This window comes from Nocardioides aromaticivorans (assembly GCF_013408525.1).
Lineage (GTDB): Bacteria > Actinomycetota > Actinomycetes > Propionibacteriales > Nocardioidaceae > Nocardioides > Nocardioides aromaticivorans.
Window position 1 is genome coordinate 2,248,077 of sequence record NZ_JACBZM010000001.1, and the last position, 21,679, is coordinate 2,269,755.

At 68.4% G+C, this 21,679-nt stretch carries 19 protein-coding genes and 1 riboswitch; of the genes, 14 read left to right on the top strand and 5 right to left on the bottom strand.

Annotated elements, in window-relative coordinates:
- Positions 1-119 precede the first annotated feature (119 nt).
- Genes BJ993_RS10575 through BJ993_RS10585 form a run of 3 tightly spaced genes read left to right on the top strand, consistent with a single transcriptional unit; the run spans position 120 to position 3,060 of the window.
- Positions 120-1,352: a mandelate racemase/muconate lactonizing enzyme family protein gene (locus BJ993_RS10575; protein ID WP_179648740.1), complete on the top strand. Its 1,233-nt coding sequence runs from the start codon at positions 120-122 to the stop codon at positions 1,350-1,352.
- On the top strand, positions 1,349-2,272 hold the full coding sequence (locus BJ993_RS10580) for a ketopantoate reductase family protein (RefSeq protein ID WP_179648741.1): 924 nt from the start codon (positions 1,349-1,351) through the stop codon (positions 2,270-2,272). The genes BJ993_RS10575 and BJ993_RS10580 overlap by 4 nt, the downstream gene beginning before the upstream one ends.
- A complete protein-coding gene (locus tag BJ993_RS10585; protein WP_179648742.1) occupies positions 2,269-3,060 on the top strand; it encodes a carbon-nitrogen hydrolase family protein in 792 nt (263 codons plus the stop codon). The genes BJ993_RS10580 and BJ993_RS10585 overlap by 4 nt, the downstream gene beginning before the upstream one ends.
- A 278-nt stretch (positions 3,061-3,338) precedes the next feature.
- Here BJ993_RS10585 and BJ993_RS10590 read toward each other — a convergent pair whose 3' ends face one another.
- Complete coding sequence (locus tag BJ993_RS10590) at positions 3,339-4,256, bottom strand: AraC family transcriptional regulator (RefSeq protein ID WP_179648743.1); 918 nt, start codon at positions 4,254-4,256, stop codon at positions 3,339-3,341.
- Between the two features lie 172 nt (positions 4,257-4,428).
- On the opposite strand from BJ993_RS10590, the gene BJ993_RS10595 reads away from it, so the two are divergent.
- The 10 genes from BJ993_RS10595 (at position 4,429) to BJ993_RS10640 (ending at position 15,304) form a co-directional block, all read left to right on the top strand.
- The gene (locus tag BJ993_RS10595; protein ID WP_179648744.1) at positions 4,429-6,060 is read left to right on the top strand and encodes an amidohydrolase; all 1,632 of its coding nucleotides are present in this window, start codon (positions 4,429-4,431) and stop codon (positions 6,058-6,060) included.
- Between the two features lie 143 nt (positions 6,061-6,203).
- Complete coding sequence (locus tag BJ993_RS10600; RefSeq protein WP_179648745.1) at positions 6,204-7,448, top strand: aromatic ring-hydroxylating oxygenase subunit alpha; 1,245 nt, start codon at positions 6,204-6,206, stop codon at positions 7,446-7,448.
- A complete protein-coding gene (locus BJ993_RS10605) occupies positions 7,445-7,987 on the top strand; it encodes a 3-phenylpropionate/cinnamic acid dioxygenase subunit beta (RefSeq protein WP_179648746.1) in 543 nt (180 codons plus the stop codon). The genes BJ993_RS10600 and BJ993_RS10605 overlap by 4 nt, the downstream gene beginning before the upstream one ends.
- A complete protein-coding gene (locus BJ993_RS10610; protein WP_179648747.1) occupies positions 7,899-9,209 on the top strand; it encodes an NAD(P)/FAD-dependent oxidoreductase in 1,311 nt (436 codons plus the stop codon). The genes BJ993_RS10605 and BJ993_RS10610 overlap by 89 nt, the downstream gene beginning before the upstream one ends.
- Positions 9,206-10,069, top strand: a complete 864-nt coding sequence (locus BJ993_RS26570) for a VOC family protein (protein WP_179648748.1) — start codon at positions 9,206-9,208, stop codon at positions 10,067-10,069. The genes BJ993_RS10610 and BJ993_RS26570 overlap by 4 nt, the downstream gene beginning before the upstream one ends.
- A gap of 12 nt (positions 10,070-10,081) precedes the next feature.
- The gene (locus BJ993_RS10620) at positions 10,082-10,396 is read left to right on the top strand and encodes a non-heme iron oxygenase ferredoxin subunit (RefSeq protein WP_179648749.1); all 315 of its coding nucleotides are present in this window, start codon (positions 10,082-10,084) and stop codon (positions 10,394-10,396) included.
- The gene (locus tag BJ993_RS10625; protein WP_179648750.1) at positions 10,389-11,279 is read left to right on the top strand and encodes an SDR family NAD(P)-dependent oxidoreductase; all 891 of its coding nucleotides are present in this window, start codon (positions 10,389-10,391) and stop codon (positions 11,277-11,279) included. The genes BJ993_RS10620 and BJ993_RS10625 overlap by 8 nt, the downstream gene beginning before the upstream one ends.
- 6 nt (positions 11,280-11,285) lie before the next feature.
- Positions 11,286-12,746, top strand: a complete 1,461-nt coding sequence (locus BJ993_RS10630; RefSeq protein ID WP_179648751.1) for a glutamine synthetase family protein — start codon at positions 11,286-11,288, stop codon at positions 12,744-12,746.
- Positions 12,747-12,861: 115 nt separating this feature from the next.
- Positions 12,862-14,337, top strand: a complete 1,476-nt coding sequence (locus tag BJ993_RS10635; RefSeq protein ID WP_218864672.1) for an APC family permease — start codon at positions 12,862-12,864, stop codon at positions 14,335-14,337.
- 13 nt (positions 14,338-14,350) lie between these two features.
- A complete protein-coding gene (locus BJ993_RS10640; protein WP_179648752.1) occupies positions 14,351-15,304 on the top strand; it encodes an alpha/beta fold hydrolase in 954 nt (317 codons plus the stop codon).
- Positions 15,305-15,342: 38 nt separating this feature from the next.
- Here BJ993_RS10640 and BJ993_RS10645 read toward each other — a convergent pair whose 3' ends face one another.
- The 4 genes from BJ993_RS10645 to BJ993_RS10660 all read right to left on the bottom strand — a co-directional run bounded on the left by BJ993_RS10645 (position 15,343) and on the right by BJ993_RS10660 (position 18,291).
- The gene (locus BJ993_RS10645; RefSeq protein WP_308645537.1) at positions 15,343-16,107 is read right to left on the bottom strand and encodes a FadR/GntR family transcriptional regulator; all 765 of its coding nucleotides are present in this window, start codon (positions 16,105-16,107) and stop codon (positions 15,343-15,345) included.
- Positions 16,079-16,861, bottom strand: a complete 783-nt coding sequence (locus BJ993_RS10650) for a gamma-glutamyl-gamma-aminobutyrate hydrolase family protein (RefSeq protein ID WP_179648754.1) — start codon at positions 16,859-16,861, stop codon at positions 16,079-16,081. Before BJ993_RS10650 ends, BJ993_RS10645 begins: the two co-directional genes overlap by 29 nt.
- A 31-nt stretch (positions 16,862-16,892) precedes the next feature.
- The gene (locus BJ993_RS10655) at positions 16,893-17,708 is read right to left on the bottom strand and encodes an IclR family transcriptional regulator (RefSeq protein WP_179648755.1); all 816 of its coding nucleotides are present in this window, start codon (positions 17,706-17,708) and stop codon (positions 16,893-16,895) included.
- Positions 17,709-17,799: 91 nt separating this feature from the next.
- Complete coding sequence (locus tag BJ993_RS10660) at positions 17,800-18,291, bottom strand: MarR family winged helix-turn-helix transcriptional regulator (RefSeq protein ID WP_179648756.1); 492 nt, start codon at positions 18,289-18,291, stop codon at positions 17,800-17,802.
- 377 nt (positions 18,292-18,668) lie between these two features.
- Positions 18,669-18,766: riboswitch (glycine riboswitch) on the top strand.
- A 44-nt stretch (positions 18,767-18,810) separates the two neighbouring features.
- Between BJ993_RS10660 and gcvP the strand changes: the two genes are divergently transcribed.
- Positions 18,811-21,663 (top strand): aminomethyl-transferring glycine dehydrogenase, encoded by a 2,853-nt coding sequence (gene gcvP, locus BJ993_RS10665; protein WP_179648757.1) that lies wholly within the window; start codon positions 18,811-18,813, stop codon positions 21,661-21,663.
- Positions 21,664-21,679: the final 16 nt, after the last annotated feature.

Genomic DNA, 21,679 nt, shown 5'->3' on the forward strand with positions numbered 1-21,679 from the left:
GCCGGTCAGGCTCTGAGCCACGTTTCCCGGGCACGCCCACCCCCGGGGTGGCCGCAGCCATCCCTTCTGCGGGTCGCTCTCGCCTGCATGCCCTTTCGCTTCCAACGAGGAGTTCGCCCATGAAGATCACGAGTGTCGACATCATCCGTCTCAACGGCGGTCGCAGCCCCGTCCCGGGCGCTGCGTGGCATCCCACCGTCGTCCGCGTCAACACCGATGAGGGCCTGAGTGGTCTCGGCGAGGTGGGCCTCGCCTACGCCAGCTCACGGCACGGCTCCTTCGGGGCGGCCCGCGACTTCGCCTCGCTGGTGATCGGGCAGGACCCGACGCAGGTCGAAGCCATCTGGGAGCACATGTATCGCGACAGCTTCTGGGGGCTCGGCGGCGGCGGGTTCGTCTTCGGCGGCATCTCTGCCGTCGACGTCGCGTTGTGGGACATCCGCGGGCAGGCGCTCGGTGTTCCCGTCCACCAGCTGCTCGGCGGCAAGACCAACGATCGACTTCGGTCCTACGCGAGTCAGCTGCAGCTGGACTGGGGAGTCCCGTGTCATCCGTTGACCAAGCCGGAGGAGTACGCCGAGGCGACCCGGTCGGCGATGGCCGAGGGCTACACCTGCGTCAAGGTGAATCCCATCTTCTTCGGTCACGACGGTGGGTGGTTCGACGTGCGCTACACCGGGATGCTCGAGAACGCGCAACTTCGCGCTGGAGTCGACCGGATCGCGGCCATGCGTGACGCCGGCGGCCCAGATCTGGACATCATCGTCGAGCTCCACGCACTGACCGACACGAACACAGCTGTCCAGGTCGCCCGGGAGCTCGAGCCCTACCGAATCCTCTACTGCGAGGAGGCGGTGTCACCGCTCAGCCCGGTCCAGACCCGAGCGGTGGCGGACGGTACGTCGATTCCGCTGGCCGGCGGCGAGCGCATCTACGGGCGCTCAGGCTTCCGGCCCTTCCTTGAGAACGGGTCGCTGCGGGTGCTCCAACCCGATGTCGGCAACTGCGGTGGGCTCACCGAGGCCAAGAAGATCGCAGACATGGCCTACACCTACGACGCAGCCGTCCAGGCCCACGTGTGCGGAGGTCCCGTCGCGGTCGCGACGGCACTGCAGCTGCAGGCGGCGATTCCCAATTTCCTGATCCACGAGCACCACGCCGCAGCGGCCCTCGAGGAGAACATCGCCCTCGGTCGGCACGACTACCAACCCAAGGACGGTTTCGTCGAGGTGCCGGACCGTCCGGGCATCGGCCAGGAGCTCAGCGAGTACGCCCTCCGTGACGCCGACATCGTCACCGTCACCGAGCAGTCATCCCTTTCACGATTCCCACAGAGAAGAGAACCATCATGAAGTATCTGATCGTCGGTGCTGGCGCCATGGGCTCGGCACTCTCGGCCTTCCTGGCCAAGGCCGGAAAGGACGTAACCCTTGTCGCACGGGGTGACAACCTGGCGGCGGTTCGGGAGAACGGCCTCCGGGTCCGGCTCCCCGACGGCAACTCGTGGGTGCAGCCCGTTCCCGCGGTTGCGGAGTCGGAGTACACCGATGTGCCCGATGTCGTCGTGGTCTGCGTCAAGGCCTACTCGCTGGACTCGGTCGTGCCGCTGCTTGACCGCATCTCTGGGCCCGACACCATGATCCTCCCGATCATCAACGGGCTGAATGTCGGCGACCGGATCGAGGGCGCCATGAGGTCGAGCGCGCAGATCGCGGAGGGCGTGGCCTACGTGGCCGTGCAGCTCACCGGTGCTGGCGAAGTGACCCAGAAGCTCGACCTCTTCCGTTTCGTGCTCGGCGCTCGCAACGGTCATGAGGCACCGTCGCACGTTGGAATGGTCGCCTCCGACCTGCGTGATGCGGGCATGACCGTCGAGGTGTCTTCCAACATGCTGCGCGACGCGTTGCGCAAGTTCGTCCGCGTGTCGACCCTCTCGGCGGCTGAAGTCCTCTACGACGCGCACGCTGGCGGCGTCCGGGAGAACCCGGAGTCGATGGCCTACCTGATGGAGCTGGCGGGCGAGCTCCTCGCAATCGCCGAGGCTGCGGGCATCCCCTTGGACGGCGACCCAGCCGGTGAGTTGCGGACCGCGGTCAACGAGGTGCACCCGGAGTACACGACTTCGCTCATGCTCGACCACGAGAACGGCCGGCGTGCCGAATTCGAGTCGCAGTTCTTCGACGTCGTCGAGCTCGGACGCTCCCTCGGGCTGCCCATGGACGCCTACGCCCGGGTGTCGCAGAAGGTGGGCTACGTCGGGGCACGCGGGTGAAGGTCGGGCTCGCGCAGATCGCGTCGACCTCGAGCAAGCAGGAGAACCTTTCGATGTTGTCGGCTGCAGTGCGCAGCGCTGCAGCGGACGGTGCCGAAGTCGTTGTCCTGCCGGAGTTCGCCATGTACAATCTGCCTGTCCCGGACAGCTCGTTCGTCGAGGAGGCGGAGCCACTCGACGGGCCGTTCGCGACTCGGGTGCACGGCGTTGCCGCTCGCGAAGGTGTGGTGGTCGTCTTCGGAATGCTCGAGTCGGTCGGAGCCGATCGAGCGGCCAACACCATCGTGGTGACCTCGCCCGCTGATCTGAGCGTGACCGCCTACCGGAAGATCCACCTCTACGAGGCGTTCGGGGCGAGCGAGTCGACGTTGATCCAACCAGCGGAGGACTTGGCGCCCGTGCTCTTCGACGCGGGAGGACTCCGTTTCGGCCTGAACACGTGCTATGACCTCAGGTTCCCCGAGGTCGCCCGCCGCCTCGTCGACGAGGGTGCGGACGCCGTGCTCCTTCCGGCTTCCTGGGCGCCGGGCTCCCGTAAGGAAGACCACTGGTCGACACTGATCCGCGCCCGCGCGATCGAGAACACGGTCTACTACGTCGGGGTCGGTCAGGCGCCACCGATCTCAGTGGGCAACAGCATGTGTGTCGATCCGATGGGCGTGGTGATCGCGCAGCTCGGAGAGCAACCTGGCGTCATGGTCGTCGATGTCGACGCTGAACGGATCGCGCAGGTGCGGCGGGTCAACCCGTGCCTGACCGATCGTCGATTCGTGGTCAACCCTGCCTAGATGAGTGACGGCCGGTATGACTCGCGTGCGCCCTTTGCGCTTCGTGGTCCGCTACGTGGAACTGCGGAGGTGCAACTCCCGGGCTGACGTGTGGTACTCGGGCCAGGAGGTGGTCCGATGTCGTGGTGGTGCTCTGGGTGGCCGCATGCCCGGGCGGTGGAACATCGCTCGGAATCAGACCGGAGCCCGTCGGCGCTGGACTTGGATGGCCGCCCGGAGACCGCGGACGTGGCTCAGATCGTCGAGCGCCTCATGTTCTGGGCGGGGATCTGAGCGGCTCACTCGGGACGGAGCTGATGGTCCCGGCGCCATGCTGTGGGCGTAAGACCCGTCGCGCGCCGGAACGCCCTGCTGAAGGTGGCGCTGTCACTGAAGCCTGAGAGCCGGGCAGCTTCTGCGACGCTGGCTGAGCTCGATCCGGCCAGGATCACCTGGGCACGGGCCAGGCGCAGGGATCGCAAGTACGCCGCGGGCGACAGGCCTTGACGTGCGAACAGGCCCTCGACGTACCTCCGCGAGACCTTGAGCCGTCGTGTCATCTGGTCGATCGTGAGGTCCGCGTCCGTGAAATGACGCTCGAGATGTGTTCGCACCATGACGAACGCCGAATCCTCGTTGGCGACGACGTCCGAGGCCTCGTCGTGCTCGTTGAGCGCCAGCAGCAGCAGGTCCCGCGCGATGAGGCCATACGGCATCGAGTGGTCCTCGCCCAGGGCGCTTCCGGCCAGGACGCCGTGCATGAAGTGACGCAGGACCGCTACTCGAGCGGTGCTGCGCAGCGGGTCCGCGTGGGCGGCGTGGATCCTGTCGTCTGCAATCGGGAGCAGGCTCCGGTCGAGCTGCAGTGTCAGCACGACGGCAGGTGCCTGCATCCCGAGGCCGTACTCGGTGTCTGCCGCGCACAGGGCAGCGTGACCTGCGTCCAGGACACTCGCCGTCCGGCTGGTGCTCAGCAGGGTCGAGCCACGATCGACCACATTGAACAGGACGTCGGAGCGGGGTGCGGACCGGATGGCCCGGCGGGAGCGGCCGACCACGCAGGGACCGCACGTGACACGCGAGATCGTCACACCGCCCATCTGCACATGCTCGATCCGGCCCACGAAGTCCGTGTCCGCGACCGTCTCCAAGGGGACGAAGGTTTCGCTGCACAGGCGTCGCCATGACTCTGGGCCAGCCGCCTCCATGACCTCCATGCCAGTCGATGGTGGCGGCCGCCGCGCTGCCTGGCAATCGGTTCGTTCTGCAGGGCTGAACCGGCCTTGCGCAAATTGCCCGGGCCGCGCGCGCGTTCTGCCTCTCGCGATCGCTCCATCGCTCCTAGCGTCTCCGAGGCGGGGACGAAACCATGGTCAAAGGAGAAGCAACATGAGCCAGACAGAGGACGTCGTTGTCGTCAACGGCGTCGTACGGACCGTCGACGAGCGTGACACGGTCGCACAGGCGGTGCTGTTGAGTGGAGGACGCATCGCCGCCGTAGGCACGGAGGAAGCTGTACGCAACGCCGCGAGCGGCACTTCGGTCGTTGTTGATGTCGGGGGTCGCACGGTGGTGCCCGGATTCATCGACAACCACAATCACCTCAGCGTGGCGGCCTTCGACCCGGTGGGCGTGGACTGCTCGACGCCTCCCAGAAGTACGCTCGGTGAGGTCCTCGAGTCGATCGAGAGCTATTGCAAGGACCTCCCGGAGGGGCAATGGGTGATGGGGAGCGGGTTCTTCCACGCCCACGTCCGGGAACAGCGGAACCCGACGCGCCAGGAGCTCGACGAGGTGGCCCCCATGAATCCCTTCTTCCTGCGCGACATCTCGTGCCACGCTGGCTATGCCAACAGCCGGGCCCTGGACCTCGCCGGGATCAATGCTCATGCGCCGCAGCCATGGGGTGGAGAGTTCGAGAAGGACAACAAGGGCCAGCCCACCGGCACGCTCCTCGAAGCCGCGATCAACCTGCTCCACGAGGCAGCGTGGGGCTCCTACGTCGAACGCGACTGGGAGACGGCGGTGGAGCTGCTCTCCTCGAAGATGCGTGAATACCTCTCGCTCGGCATCACAGGAGTCGGGGACACGCTTGTCACGACGAAGGTGGCCGAGCTGTATCGGCGAGCCTCGGCCGGCGGAGCACTGCCGCTCACGGTGCAGCAGTACCACGGCGGGGACCTGTTCTACAGTCCGCCCGATCTTCGTCGGAGCGACATCCTCGATCGTGTCCTGGCCGGTGGCGACGACCGCCTCCGGGGCGGTGCGGTCAAACTCTTCGTCGACAGGTTCTTCCCTGACGGACCCACGATCGACGAGGTGCACGATGGCTGTGTCACCCACGTCGGGACGCCGTTCCACTCGCGAGAAGAGATCGTCGAGCTCGCCGTGGGCGCCGCTGATCTCGGGATCTCCACTGCCATCCACGCCATGGGCGGTTGCGCGGTCGGCGCCTGCCTCGACGCCTACGAGGAGGTACGGCGCCGCGCCCGTTCCGGGTCGGTGCTGCGGATGGAGCATGCCTTCGTCGCTGAGACCCGCCACGCCCAGCGGATCGCCGACCTCGACGTCGACTTCGTCGGCAACCCGGGGCTTGCTTGGCTCTGGGGCGAGGTCTTCACGGGTGTGCGCCACGACGGGCAGGACCACCTGAAGGTGTTGCCGATGCGGAGCATGATCGACGCCGGCGCGCGGGTCTCGCTCGCGTCCGACTCTCCGTGCGGACCGGTGTCCCCGATGGTCATCATGTCGGCGGCGGTGAATCGGCTGACGCAGCACGGCACGCCCATCGACCCTGACGAGGCCATCACCCCCGCTGAAGCCCTTCTCGGCTACACGCGTAACGCCGCCCACGCCGCGGGCAGGGCCTCTGAGGAGGGCAGCCTGGAGGTGGGCAAGCGAGCGAACCTGCTCGTGCTGGAGAGGGACCCGATCACCTGCTCCGCGACCGACATCATGGACATCCAGGTGGACCGCACCTATGTGGACGGCGAGCTCGTGCACCATCGCTCAGGCCGCTGACGGGCTCGAGGAGCTGAGCCGGGAGCGGAGGACGGGGCTCGCCCCCCGTCCTCCGCGATCCTCCGGGCAACGAATCCGGGATGAGTTCCAGCGCCCGGAATCGAAAGGTGGCGAAGGGTGGTCTGGTCGGCAAACCTTTAGGGGTGAGCACGCGAATCAGTGACCTGGTCGACCCCGTCGAGGGGCGGGTGAGCGCCCGCATCTACGCCGATGAGCAGATCTACGACGTCGAGATGGAGCGCGTCTTCGGGCGCAGTTGGCTCTTCCTCGCCCACGAGTCGATGCTGCCGAAGCGGGGCGACTACATCACGACGTCCATGGGCGACGATCCCGTCGTGGTGGTGAACCGTGGCGACGGCGAGGTCGCGGCGTTCATGAACCAGTGCCGCCATCGGGGCATGCGCATCTGCCGTGCCGATCAGGGGAACGCGCGGGCCTTCACCTGCTCCTACCACGGCTGGGTGTACGACCTGCAGGGCAACCTCACCCAGGTCCCGCACGAGGACGACGGCTACCTCGGCGCCCTCGACAAGTCGCAAATGGGCGCTCTGCGCGTCCCTAGGATCGCGAACTATCGTGGTTTCCTCTTCGGCTGCTGGGACGAGAAAGCGCCGTCGTTCGAGGACTACCTCGGAGACATGGCGTGGTACTTCGATTCCTTCGCCAACCGGTACGAGAACAACGAGATCCTGGGTGCCCCCAACCGGTGGACCATCGAGTGCAACTGGAAGTTCCCCTCCGAGCAGTTCGCGACGGACGTCTACCACGCGGAGACGAGCCACATCTCGGCGCTCATCGCGCAGGGTGGTGACTGGGTCACCGCGGACACCAAGGGCCTGCAGTTCAGCAGTCCAGGCGGCCACGGTACTGGCTTCTATCTCGACGATGCTCCGGACATGACCGACTACGGCCCCGCGGCTCGGCAGTACCGAGCGGAGAGTCGCGAGCGTGAGGTCGAGCGCCTGGGCGAGACCCGGGCGGTGCACGTGCGCGGGCACAACACGATCTTCCCGAACTTCTCCTTCCTGATCGGCACCAACACGTTCCGGGTCTGGCATCCGCGAGGGCCGCACCAGATCGAGGTGATGACCTGGACGCTCGGCGACGCCGACGCACCCGATGAGGTCAAGGACGCCATGCGGCGCAACGCTCTCCGGACGTTCAGTGCCGGCGGCATCTTCGAGGCCGAGGACGGGGAGAACTGGGCAGAGATCCAGGACGTCCTCAAGGGCGGGCGGGCCCGACGCTCCAGCTTCGACTTCACGATGGGCCGCGGCGCTGCCGGTACGACGGAGGGATACCCCGGCACCACGAACAACATCTACAGCGAGGAGGCGGGACGGTCGTTCTACCGCCGCTGGGCGCAGCTCATGGAGGAGGACCAGTGACCACGGACGCCGCTCGACCCGTCGCCGCCGACCTGGTGCTCCATCACGAGGTGAGCCAGTTCCTCTTCCGCGAGGCTCGACTGCTGGATACCCGCCAGTTCGAGGAGTGGCTCTCGATGATCGCGGAGGACGTCCGCTACGTCGCTCCGGTCCGGCTCGCGCGCATGCCGCGGGAGGACCGAAAGGAGTTCGAGCCTGTCGGCGGAGGAGCCCACTTCGACGAGAACAAGGAGGACCTCGCCCAGCGCGTGCGCAAGGTCAACACGGGTCGGGCATGGTCCGAAGTGCCGGCGTCGAGGACGCGCCACCTGGTCACCAACATCGAGGTCACAGCCGTCGAGGGCGACGACTACCATGTGTCGTCGCACTTCCTGCTCTACCGCACTCGGAGTGCGACCTACCAGGACCAGTTCGCGGGCGCCCGTCACGATGTCCTGCGTCGACGTTCTGGTGGGTTCGGCGATCTCGAGCTTGCCGAGCGAACGATCCTGCTGGACCAGACGGTACTGCTCGGCAACAACCTCGCGGTCTTCCTGTGAGCCGTCGATGAGTACGTCGGTCGCGATCATCGGAGGCGGGCAGGGCGGCGCCAGTGTCGCTCAGGCGCTTCGGAACCGTGGGTACGCCGGCGGCATCCATCTCTTCTCGGCCGAGGACGTCCTTCCCTACGAACGCCCACCCCTCTCGAAGGGCATGTTGTGCGGGGGCGACGCGCCGACGTGGGTTCTCCCCGAGGAGTTCTACGACACCCAGCGCATCGAGTTGCATCTCGGAAGCAAGGTGACCGACGTGCGTTCCGCTGGAGTCCGCCACATGGTCGTCGTCGACGGAGCTCCGGTCCTCGAGGTGGATGAGGTGGTCCTCGCCACCGGCTCCGTCCCAAGGGCGCTCCGCATTCCCGGCACCGAGTTGCGTGGCGTCCACGCGCTGTCCTGCGTCGCCGACCTCGGGGCGCTGCTGGACGACCTCGGGGCCGCTCGACGCGTCGTCATCGGGGGAGGCGGGTTCATTGGCGCAGAGGTCGCTTCCGGACTGGTGGAGAAGGGAGTGGAGGTCGTCGTGGTCGATCCCGTCGCCTCACCCATGGCAGCCAGGACGGCCGCGTGGGTCGCGCACCGGCTTGAGCAGCGTCACCGGAAGGCCGGCGTGCGCAGTCTGACTGGAACGGTCGTTGAGGTCCGCGGTCGCGACAGGGTCGAGTCGGTCCTCACCGGCGACGGGCACGAGCTGCCCTGCGACGTCTTCCTCGTCGCCATCGGCAGCCGTCCCGCGACCGAGCTTGCGGAGCGCATGGGCCTCCCGTGCCCCGACGGCGTCCTGTGCGACGACCGGGGACGCACTGCCACTCGCGGTGTCCACGCCATCGGCGACGTCGCCTCGTGGCTCCACCCGGCGCTCGGCCGGACCCGGATCGAGCACTACCGGACCGCCATCGACCACGCCGACGTCGTCGCAGCCGACATCGTCGGTGCCGACATCCCTGCTCTCCGCGTTCCGTGGTTCTGGACCGACCAGTACGAGCACCGCGTCGAGGTGGCCGGGCGGCCTTCGCTCGCGGACCAGGTCGTGGAACGCCCGGGGGCGTCGGGCGAGACTGCGCTCTCGCTCCACCTGGCCGACGGACGCGTCGTGGGTGTCGTCGGCATCGACGTCCCCCGTGACGTGCGCACGGCCAGCCGATTCATCGACAACCAGGACGTCGTCGACCCCTCTGTGGTCGCCGATCCCACCATCGATCTGCGAAAGGCAGTGATGAAGTGACGAACAAGGTACGGGCCCTCGGCTACCTGGGACTGACGACCGACGACCTCCAGGGCTGGCGCGAACTCGCTGGTCCACTTCTCGGAGGACAGGTCGCGGAACGCGGCGAAGATGCCATTGACGTCCGGCTCGACCGTCGCGACTGGCGGGTCCGCATCACCGAGTCCGGCACCAATGACCTCCAGTTCGCGGGATGGGAACTGGCCGATGATCGTGAGCTGGACGCGCTCGTCAGCGACTTGGTGGCAGCAGGTCACGACTTTGTCGATGCGAGCGAGGCACACCGTTCGGACCGAGCGGTGCAGCGGCTCGTGGTCGGCTCCGATCCCGATGGCAACGCGGTGGAGCTGTTCCACTCGGCCGCCGTCTCCGGTTCGCCGTTCGTCTCGCCCCGGGGTGCGTCGTTCGAGACCAGCCCCGGCGTCGGGCACATGGTGCTCTTCGTCTCGGACCTCGACCGGATGCTGGAGTTCTACTGCGGGCTGCTGGGGCTCAAGGTCACCGACGTCATCCATCTCAGCAAGGAGACGATCTACTTCCTTCGATGCAACGAGCGTCACCACAGTCTCGCCCTGGTTCCCGGCCGCGAGAACTTCACGCTCCAGCACATCATGCTGGAGGTGGACAGCGTCGACGCCGTCGGCGCCGCCTTCGAGCGCTGCGACGTTGCCGAGGTGGCCCAGACCAACCTCGGCCGCCACTCGAACGACGAGATGTTCTCCTTCTACGCACTTGCTCCGGGCGGATACACCGTCGAGTACGGCGCCGGCGGACGACTGATCAACGAGCACGAGCATCGCGGTGCGAGCTACACCACGACCAGCTGGTGGGGTCACCGCGACCTCAAGCCCAGCCGCTGAGGGGCCGTCGCCATGACCTGGACGATGTTGACACCTGTCGACGACGTGCCCGAGGACGAGGGGCGGCGGATCGAGGTCGGGGACCACATCCTCGCCGTGTTCCGCGTCGGAGACGAGTTCTTCGTGACCGATGACCTGTGCACGCACGGTGAGTCGTCGCTGTCAGAGGGCTATGTCGAGCCGGACTGCGCTGTCGAGTGCATCTCGCACATGGCGCGGTTCTCGCTGCGCACGGGTGAGGTGCTCGCACCGCCGGCCACGGCTCCGTTGAAGGTGTACGCGGTCCAGGTTGACGGTGACAAGGTCATGGTCGACCTCGATGCCTGAGGCAGGGCAGTCAGAGCGCCTGCGTGGGCGCGTCGCTGTCGTCACCGGAGGCGGCTCGGGCATCGGCCGGGCAGTCGTCGACCGGTTCGTCGCGGAGGGTGCGGCCCTGGTCGTTCTCGAGCTCTCTGAGGCACGGGCTCAGGCGTTGCGCGACTCTTGTCCGGAGCAGGTCGTCGTCATCGTGGGTGACGCAACCCGGCTCGAGGACAACGTCGCAGCGGTCCGCGCCGCAGTGGACACCTTCGGCCATCTCGACTCCTTCGTCGCCAACACGGGGTACTGGGACTTCGGGACCACTTTGGTCGACCTCCCTGACGACGCTCGTTTCGATCTCGCCTTCCAACAGCTCTTCGACCTCAACGTGAAAGCCTTCCTGGCGGGCGCGAAGTCGGCACACGAGGCGCTGCGCGCCACCGGCGGTGCCCTGGTCATGACCGGTTCCAACGCGAGCCAGCACCCCGGCGGTGGAGGCCCGCTCTACACGGCGTCCAAGCACGCCGTCGTCGGACTCGTACGGCAGCTCGCCTACGAGCTGGCTCCGGAAGTGCGGGTCAACGCGGTCGCTCCGGGCGGCATGCTCACGGCCCTGACGGGCCCGCCAGCCCTGGCGCACAAGGCACGGGACATCTCCGACCTGCCGATGGACGAGCTCATCTCGACCGTGTCCCCACTGGGCTTCCTGCCCAAGCCCGAGGACTACGTCGACTGGTATGTCGCCCTGGCCTCAGCCACGGAGGCCCGCACGATGACGGGTGCCGTCATCGAGTGCGACACCGGCGAGAGGGTGCGCGGTCGCGCCTTCTCGGAGTACGCGCGCGCACGGGCCGGAGACCTCCGAGCGGCGACGGTCGCGACGCCCGGCGCCCCCGGTTCCGGGGGCTGAAACCACGTGGTTGGCGCAGCATCGGCAGCAGGCAGACACTCGACACAACGCTTGAGAAAGTACTACGGAGGACAGATGGCCAGCGAGTTCGTTGCGACACCCGAGGAGATCGCCCGCGTCCGTGCGGCCGTTGCCGAGCACGGCATCGAGAGGGTCCTCATCGGTGGTGCCGATATCCATGGTCAGTTCCGCGCGAAGTTCATTCCGGCGTGGCGCTTCGAGAACGAGCCCACCGCGGCCATGCACATTGCCGATGTGCTCGCGATCATGGACATCGAGGACGGGATGATGCCCAGGCCTTCGGGCTACGAGGGCTGGTGGCCGACATGGGACGCGGGCTTCGACGACCTCGATGCCGTGCCGGACCTGAGCACGTTCACGCCAGTCAGCTGGATCGACAAGGGTGCGCTGGTCCTCTGCGACTACCTCGACCAGGAGCACCAGCCGCTCAGTGCCATGCCGCGCAACGTTCTGCGGCGGATGGTCCAGCATGCCGGCAGCATGGGCTTCGAGCCGCTGATGACGACGGAGTTCGAGTTCTTCGTCTTCAAGGAGACGTTCGGATCGGCCAAGGCCAAGGGATTCCGCAACCTCGACGTCCTCGGAGAGTCCGTCACCATGTACGGCGCGGAGCAGGCGCACGCAGACCTGCCCCTCACCTCGGCCATCGAGAAGGCCTGCGGTGACATGGGGATCCGGATCGAGGCCATCATGGCCGAGGGCGGTCCGTCGCAGTTCGAGCTGAACCTCACCCCTCAGCCGGCGCTACGTGCTGCTGACGAGGGTTTCCTCTTCAAGTTCGCAGTCAAGCGGGTCGCGGCGGAACTGGGCTACTTCGCATCGTTCATGCCGAAGTTCGGTCCCGGTGAGTTCGGCTCGAGCCTGCACGTCCACCAGTCGCTGTGGTCGGGTGAGCGCAATGCGTTCTACGACGCCTCCCGGCCGGACGGGCTGTCCGTCGTCGCGAGGCAGTACATCGCGGGGATGACGAAGACCCTCCGCGAGTTCACCGCTATGTACGCGCCCTACATCACCTCGTACAAGCGCTTCGAGGCCGACAGCGCGGCGGGCAGCCAGGTCGCCTGGGCCGTCGGCAACCGAACGACGGCCATCCGCGCGATTCGCGGCCCCGAGGGGGCGACCCGGGTGGAGAACCGCACACCCGGGTCGGACGGCAACCCGTACCTCGTGCTCGCCGCGATGCTCGCTGGTGGCCTGTGGGGTATCGAGAACGATCTCGATCCCGGAGAGGCCTACGCCGGGAACGCCTACGCCGACGAGCACGTCGAGTCCGTGCCGCGCTCGCTGCAGGAGGCGACCGAGCTCTTCGCGCAGAGCGAGGTGGCCAACAAGATGCTTGGCGAAGAGGCGGTCTCGTACTACGCCGAGACCCGCCGCTGGGAGGTCGAGCAGTTCAACAGCGCGGTCACCGACTGGGAGCTGAACCGCTACATCGGCAACGCCTGACCCGACCGTGGGCGACCGCCGCGCCGCCCCTGTGGGTCCGCATGTCCTCATCCACGACCACATCGCCTCCCGGAGGCTGGCGGCTCGGACCGCTCCGGAGATCAGGAGTCCGCAAATGTCTCAGCAGGTCCAGGGCAACAGTTCCCTGAAGGAAGGATCCCTGGGGGTCCTCGGAATCGTCTTCTTCGTCGTGGCTGCCGCAGCGCCACTGGCGGCTTCGGTGGCCACCGCGCCCGTCGTCTTCGGCTTCGGAGGCGTCGGTGCGCCGCTCGCCTACCTGATCGTGGGCGTGGTGCTGCTGCTGTTCTCGGTGGGATATGCCTACATGAGCGGCAAGGTGACGAGCGCTGCCGGCCTGGCGGCCTACGTCGAGGTGGCGTTGGGCAAGAGGGCTGCCTCTGCGTGCGCGTTCGTGGCCGTCCTCTCCTACGGCGTCTTCGTCATGGGCCTGTACGGCGGGTTCGGCTTCTTCGCGAGCTTCGCCCTCGACTCGACGCTGGGGATCTCGGCTGACTGGTTCGTCTGCGCGACGCTGGCCTGGCTTCTCGTGGGTTTCATGGGCCACCGCGCCGTGGACCTCAACATGCGGGTGCTCGGCGTGCTGATCGTCCTCGAGATCTCCGTCCTCTTCTTCTTCGATGTCGCGACCGTCGGCAAGGGCGGTGAGGACGGCATCTCGTTCGCCGGGTTCGATCCGTCGGCCATCAGCGGCGGTACCGGCTTCGGCATCGCACTCCTCTTCGCCGCGGTGGCGTTCCTCGGCTTCGAGGCCACCGCCATCTACGGTGAGGAGGCGCGCTCTCCCCGCCGGACAGTAGCCGTCGCGACCTACGGGGCGGTGGTGCTGATCACGGTCTTCTACGCCTTGACGATGTGGTCCTTCGGCAACGCCTACGGCAACGACAAGGTGCTCGACCAGGCGGCTTCGAATCCGGGTGGGTTCGTACTCGAGGTGATGCCGGTGTACCTGGGAGCGTGGAGTACCGACGTGCTCACCGTGCTGGTCCTGACGAGCTACTTCGCAGCCCTGCTCGCCCTCCACAACACCCTGTCGCGATACGTGATGTCGCTGGGGCGTGCGGGTGGACTGCCCTCCCTGCTGGGCGCCACCCATAAGCGGTTCAAGTCGCCGAGCAACGCCAGCGTCGCCGTCTCGGTGGTCACCGCGGTCGGTGTGGTGGGCTTTGCAGTCGGCGGTGCGGACCCCTTTCTGCAGCTGTTCGCATGGCTCAGCGGTCTGGGCACCTTGGGCATCTTCGTGCTCCAGGCGAGTGCGACCGTGGCAGTCGTCGTCCACGGGCGACGCAGCGGCGAAGGCTCCGCGTGGCAGACGCTGATTGCGCCAGTGGCTGCCTTCGTCGGCATCTGCGTGATCGTCGTGCTGGCTCTGCGCAACTGGTCGCTCCTGTCCGGAGCGACGGGCGGCCTGTCCAGCATGCTGCCCTGGCTCATTCCGGCCGCCGCCCTCGCGGGGGCTCTCATGGCCACTCTCCGGGCTGACCGGGTCGGGAGCCTGAACCCCGAGCGCACCGACGCCGACGCTGTTGAAACCGACAGCGCTGAGGCGACGACACCCATCAACGACAAGTGAGGATCCCGTTGCGATGACCAACACCTTCCAGCTCTCCGCCGCCGTCCACTGCCGACCGCTTTCCGCTTGGCCCCGGCTCAGCGTCGAGCTGCTCGGGACCCAGACGAGGTTCGTGCAGGGCGCGCGTTGGCGGCACCGCGTCATCGAGAGTGGCGACGCAGACGGCGAGCCGCTCATCCTGATCCATGGAGTCGGCGGTCACGCGGAGTCGTTCGCCCGGAACATGCACGGCCTGGCCCGGCAGGGCTTTCATGTCTACAGCATCGACGCGCTCTACCACGGGTTCAGCGACAAGCAGCCCTACGACGACGACAAGCGCTATGTCCACCAGGTCGAGGCCGTGGTCGACCTGATCGATGCCTTGGGCCATGACACGGTCCACATCGAGGGTGAGTCGATGGGAGCCACCATCGCCTTCCACTTCGGGCTGAGCCACCCTGAGCGCACCCGCAAGGTGGTGCTCAACACCGGATTCGGACACGTCAAGCTGAACAAGTCGGACTTCAAGCCCGTGAAGGGCGACATGGGGGAGCTTGCCCGCCTCTCTCGCGAGGTCGTCGTCGACCCGAACGCTGCGGCCATGCGCAAGCGGCTGGAGTGGGTCGTCGCCGAACCGGAGTCGATGACCGACGAGATGGTCGAGATCCGGCTGGCGCTCTACTCGGATCCCCTCATCAACGACTCCATGCGGAAGGTCTTCCGGCTGGACAAGGACTGGAGCTGGGACCTGCCCTACTCGGAGGAGGACCTGGTCGACTACCGGCCGGAGACACTGGTGCTGTGGACCGAGCACAACCCGGGCGATGGTCCCGACTACGGCGAGTACATCGCAAGCATTCTGCCGAACGGCAAGTTCTACTGCATCGACGGCGCGGGGCACTGGCCGCAGTGGGAGCGCCCTGAGGAGCACGACGCCGTGCTCACCGAGTTCCTGTTGGGACGGGCCTACCAGCCTTCAGGCTCCTGACCCCGGACACCACGCACGGCCTGCCGGCCGGTCGCCTGTCATCGTGACAGGTGGCCGGCCGACTCAATTGCGCTCGACACGTCATCGAAAGTCGCATGCAGGTGGTCGCGCATCCGCTGGGCTGCCCTGTTGCCGTCGCCGGCGCGAACCGCAGCCAGGATGCCGTGGTGCTCCTCGTGGCTTCGCGCGATCGTCCCAGGAAGGATGAGCGGCTCACTTGCCGGCGTGAACAGCTCACCCCGCGCAGTCTCCATCAGCCGGTGGAGCCGGGGTGAGCCGGCCGCGCGAGCGAGCAGCCCGTGGAACCGGCTGTCGGACTCACGGAACTGACGGGGCGTCAGCCGGTCACCGTCGACGTCGATCGCCTCGGCGAGCTGCTGCAGGTCCTCGGCCGTTCTCCGTTCGGCAGCCAACCACGCGATGTGCGACTCGACAGCCGTGCGCACGTCGATGATCTCGCGCAGCAGGGAGCCGTCGTCAGCCATTTGCGCGAGCCAACGTGCGTAGGGCTGTGCGAGCTCGGTGACGAACGTTCCTCCTTCGACGCCGCGACGAACCTCGACGTAGCCCTCCGCGCGAAGGCGGCTCAGTGCCTCGCGAAGGGTGGACCGGGACACCGCGAACATCTCGCTCAGACGTCGCTCGGCGGGCAGCCGGTCCCCTGGACGCAGCTGCCCGCCGTGGACCATGGCCCGGATGCGGGCGTGGACGTCGTCCGTGGACGTGCGGACCGCCTCGCCGTGGCGGTGCCAGTGCGAGTCGGTGTCGATCAGCTCATCCGGCGGCGTGGAGGGAGTGCTCACTCAGGTCAGTTCCTCGGGTCCTGTCGACGGCCCGCTCGACGAGCCAGTCGAACAAGGGATCACCGCCGAACATCTCGGGGTGCCACTGTACGGCGACGACGTCGGCGTCGGGCATCTCGATGCCCTCCACCACCCCGTCCAGAGCTCGCGCCGAGACCACGACGCCCTCGCCGGGGGTCAGGACCGCCTGGTGGTGGTAGCTGTTCACGGAGATCCGGGCACCGAGGACGCGGGAGAGCTCGCTGTCCTCGGTGACGTTCACCATCTGCGGCCGGTGGTTCCCGGGATAGCCGTAGAAGGAGTGGGACTGCCCGTCGGAGGCCGAGAGATGGGGGACGAGCGTGCCGCCACGAGCCACGTTGATGAGCTGGCAGCCCCGACAGATTCCGAGCACCGGGATGCCCTTCACTAGAGCGGCTTCGAACAGCCCGATCTCGAACGCGTCGCGCCCGGGGTCCATCACCGTCGCGAACTCGGTGGGGATGCCGCCGTAGCGTCCCGGGTCGACGTCCTCCCCGCCCGCGAGGACCAGTGCGTCGAGTCGGTCGACGACTGCTACGGGGTCGGCTTCCCGCGTGAGCAGCACGGGCGTGCCGCCGGCACCGGCGACGCTGCGGATGTAGGGGGAGAGGAAGACCTCGATCGGCTCCTGGCCGACGAACGCGGGCAGCCGGCCGACCTCGTGGCCGTACCGGTACTGGCCGGTGACGCCGATCAACGGTTGGGGGAGCGAAGGTGGGGTCCGCAGGTTCACGGGCGTCCTTTCGATGGTTCGGATGCGGAGGTCACGTGCCGGTGGCGATCAGGTCGACGTCCGGCCCGGCCTTCCGGGAGACCTGGACCGCGGCGTTGCGAACGGCGCTCGCGATGGCGTCGATCTTCAGGGTTCGTGCGGAGCCCGCTACCGAGATGGCGGCCACCGCCCGACCGGACGGGCCGAGGATGGGGGCGGCCACGCAGACGAGACCCTCCCGGCACTCCTCGCGGTCGAACGCCACCCCTTCCTGGCGCGCAGCCTCGAGCTGACGGAGGAACATGCCCGGCAGCGCGATCGATCGCGTCGTCGTCGGCCGGAGTCCACCGTCGAGGACGCGCTTGACGGCCGTCCGGTCCGACCGGGACAGGATGGCCTTTCCGAGGCCGGAGGTGTGTGCGTTCAGCCTGCTGCCCACGCGCGACGGTGTCGAGGTGGAGCGGTGCCCGTAGATCTTGTCGAGGTAGACCACGTCGGTGCCGTCGAGGACGCCGAGGTGGACGTTCTCGTGCGTGAGCTCGTAGAGCTCGGAGAGGTACGGCAGCGCGACCTCGCGCAGGACGCCCGCTCCGCCGCGCAGGGCCACTGCTCCGAGGCGGAGCATCGGAGCGCACAGGTACCAGTCCATGCCGTCCCGGTCGACGAGCCCAGCGTCGCGCAGCACACCGAGCAGGCGATGGGCCGTCGACTTCGGAACGCCGGCGATGTGCGCGAGTTCGGTGAGGGTCGCGCCGCCTGCGGCGTCGCCGAACGCGGTCAGGAGCGAGATCGCCTTGCCGACAGACCCGCCGTCAGGAGTGCTGTGCTCAAGAGTGGGGACTGATACGTCTAATGGTCGTGCCCTCATACCAATACCGTACGCCGTTGATGTGTGCTGCGCCACCCCCAACTTCGGAACCGGTGCCACAGAGGCGCGGGGCCAGCCAGGAAGTGGCCGGTCAGGCGCCGGCACGTGTCGTGGCTGGCGTGTCGACGTGGCCCTCGACGGCGTCGAGCATGTCGCGCAGGGTGCGGGTGAGCGCGCTGACCTTGCGGCCGGAGAGCTGACTGATGATCGCGGACTCGACGGCGTGGAACTCGGGATGGACCTGCTCCGTCAGCGCGGTGCCCTTGTCGGTCAGGCGGAGCCGGACCAGGCGACGGTCCCGCTGGTCGCCCTCCCGGAGGAGCAGCCCTCGGCCCTCGAGGGTCTTCACTACCCCGGTCAGCGTGGCCTTCGAGACGTCGGCGCACTCGGCGACGTGTCGGGTCTCGACGCCGTCCGAGTTCCACACGACGGCGAGGACGATGAACCCGGTCCAGGTCAGGTCGTATCGGCGCAGGACGCGGTTGGTGAGCTCGGAGCGGACTGCGTTGGCCACTCGGAAGAGGTCGGACAACGGGCTGGCGGCAGCGAAGTCAAAGGGCGAGTTGCCGACCTGGCCGTTCATGCGGGCTCAGTTTCCGCGGGCGGTCGGAAGGGGCATCTGGCCATCCAAGTCCGGGCGTCGGGAGCTGGGAAGCGTGACGTTCCACGCCCCAGAACCGCGCGGGTTTCGGTGGAGACCGGACGAGGCGGACCGCACGTGGCGTTCCGCGGTCCGGCACAGCGTCCTGGCCACGGCGGGCCGGGCCGTGCTCCAGTGGGTGTTGCCAGACAGTCGGTGCCGGGCGTGACGAGGCTCGGCTACGGTGTGGGCGACGTACAACTGAACACCGGCCGTTCGAAGCCGAAGCAGGAGAGCCCCCGTCTGGCCTGATGGGTCGGGACGGGGCGCCGTAGGAGCAACTCTCCCCGAGAAACTCTCAGGCCCCATCACTGCTCGCGCGAGGCAACTCTGGAAAGTCAGGACCCGTGTCCTGCGCCCACGGTGCAAGCCGCTCGTCGCGGTGAAGCTCTCAGGCACCCATGACAGAGCGGGGAGGCAAGCGAAGCAGGGTGCAGTGCACCCTCGACGACGGGAGCCTCCGTGTCCTCGAACGACCCCACCCCTTTCGGGACCCCCTTCAGCGAGCGCCACATCGGCAGCGACGCTGCCGCGCAGGCGAAGATGCTGGCCGAGATCGGCTACTCGAGCCTCGACGACCTGATGGCCGCAGCGGTGCCGGCCGGCATCGTGTCGCCGGAGCCGCTCCGGCTCCCGCCCGCGGCCAGCGAGGCCGAGGCGCTCGCAGAGCTGGCCGCGCTGGCGGGCCGCAACGACGTCGGCGTGGCGATGATCGGCTGCGGCTACCACCCGACCATCACGCCCCCGGTGATCCGCCGCAACCTGCTGGAGGCGCCGGCCTGGTACACGGCGTACACGCCCTACCAGCCGGAGATCAGCCAGGGTCGGCTCGAGGCCCTGCTCAACTTCCAGACCGTCGTCGGCGACCTCACCGGCCTGCCGACGGCCAACGCCTCGCTGCTCGACGAGGCCACGGCCGTGGTCGAGGCGATCCTGCTGATGCGCCGAGCGTCGCGGTCGAAGTCCCCGCGGGTGCTCGTCGACGCGGACACGTTGCCGCAGACGCTCGCCGTCATCGGCACCCGCGCCGAGGCGGTCGGGCTCGAGGTCGAGCTCGTGGACCTGGACGGGCCGCTCCCGGAGGGCGACTTCTTCGGCCTGCTGGCGTCGTACCCCGGCTGCTCGGGGGAGGTCCGCGACCTGCGCCCGCTCGCCGACGACGCACATGGCCGGGGCGCCGCGGTGGCGGTCACCTGCGACCCGCTCGCGCTGACCCTGCTCACGCCGCCCGGCGAGATCGGCGCCGACATCGCGGTCGGGTCGACGCAGCGGCTCGGCGTCCCGATGTTCTACGGCGGCCCGCACGCCGCCTTCATCGCCGTGCGCGAGGGCCTCGAGCGGCACCTGCCGGGCCGCCTCGTCGGTGTCTCGATCGACGCGTCCGGACAGCCGGCGTACCGCCTCGCGCTGCAGACCCGCGAGCAGCACATCCGCCGCGACAAGGCGACGTCGAACATCTGCACCGCGCAGGTGCTGCTGGCGATCACCGCCGGGATGTACGCCGTTTACCACGGGCCCGACGGCCTGCGCCGGATCGCCGGCCAGGTTCACGCCCGCACCGCCGAGATCGCCTCCGAGCTGGAGGTGCGCGGCGTGCGGCGGGTCAACCGGCACTTCTTCGACACCGTCGTCGTCGAGGTCGCGGACGCCGTTGCCGTCGTCGCCCGCGCCCGCGCCGCCGGCATCCTGCTGCGCCCGGTCGACGCCACGCACGTCGGCATCACCTGCTCCGAGATCACCACCGCCGAGCACGTCGCGACCGTCGTCGACGCCGTCGAGCCCCGGACCGACGGTGGCGTCATGGTCCAGGTGGGCACCGGGATCCCCGCGGCGCTGCGTCGTACCTCCGCCTTCCTCGAGCACCCGGTCTTCCACCGGCACCGCTCCGAGACCGCGATGCTGCGCTACCTGCGGGCGCTCTCCGACAAGGACTACGCGCTGGACCGCGGCATGATCCCGCTCGGCTCCTGCACGATGAAGCTCAACGCCACCGCGGAGATGGAGCCCATCTCGTGGCCCGGCTTCGCCGACATGCACCCGCTCGCCCCGCTCGAGGACGTCGCCGGCTACCGCGTGCTCGTCGAGCAGCTCGAGGAGTGGCTGGCCGAGATCACCGGGTACGCCGCCGTGTCGATCCAGCCCAACGCGGGCTCGCAGGGCGAGCTCGCCGGCCTGCTCGCGATCCGCGCGTACCACCACGACCGTGGTGAGGCGCGGCGCGACGTCTGCCTGATCCCGTCCAGCGCGCACGGCACCAACGCCGCCTCCGCGGTGCTCGCCGGCTTCCGGGTCGTCGTGGTGGCCTCCCGCGAGGACGGAACCGTCGACCTCGACGACCTGGCCGCGAAGTGCGCCGAGCACACCGACCGGCTCGCCGCGGTGATGGTCACCTACCCCTCCACCCACGGCGTCTACGAGACCGGCATCACCGACCTCTGCGACCTGGTGCACCGCCACGGCGGCCAGGTGTACGTCGACGGTGCCAACCTCAACGCCCTCGTCGGCATCGCCCGGCCGGGCACGTTCGGCGGCGACGTCTCGCACCTGAACCTGCACAAGACCTTCGCCATCCCGCACGGCGGGGGCGGCCCGGGGGTCGGCCCGGTCGCGGTCGCGGCCCACCTGGCGCCGTACCTGCCGAGCCACCCGCTGCACCCGGTCCCGGAGCAGCGCGTGGGCATCGGCCCGATCAGCGCGGCGCCGTACGGTTCGGCGGGCGTCCTGCCGATCGCGTGGGCCTACGTGCGGATGATGGGCGCCGACGGCCTGCGCCGCGCGACCCAGACCGCGGTGCTGGGGGCGAACTACCTCGCGCACCGGCTCGCGCCTCACTTCCCGCTGCTCTACACCGCGGAGAACGGCCTGGTCGCGCACGAGTGCATCGTCGACCTGCGCCCGCTCACCGCCGAGACCGGCGTGAGCGTCGACGACGTCGCGAAGCGGCTCATCGACCACGGCTTCCACGCGCCGACCATGAGCTTCCCCGTCCCGGGCACGCTGATGATCGAGCCCACCGAGTCCGAGGACCTCGCCGAGCTCGACCGGTTCGTCGCGGCGATGGTCGCGATCCGCGGCGAGATCGACGCCGTCGCCGCCGGCCGCTGGAGCGCGGAGGACAGCCCGCTGCGGCACGCCCCGCACACGGCCGCCTGCCTCGTCGAGGAGTGGACGGCGCCGTACACGCGCGAGGAGGCGGTCTTCCCGTCCGGCACCCCCGCGGGCAAGTACTGGCCGCCGGTTCGCCGCATCGAGCAGGCCTACGGCGACCGGAACCTCGTCTGCTCGTGCCCGCCGATCTCCGACTTCGAGAACTGACCACCCCACCCACGCC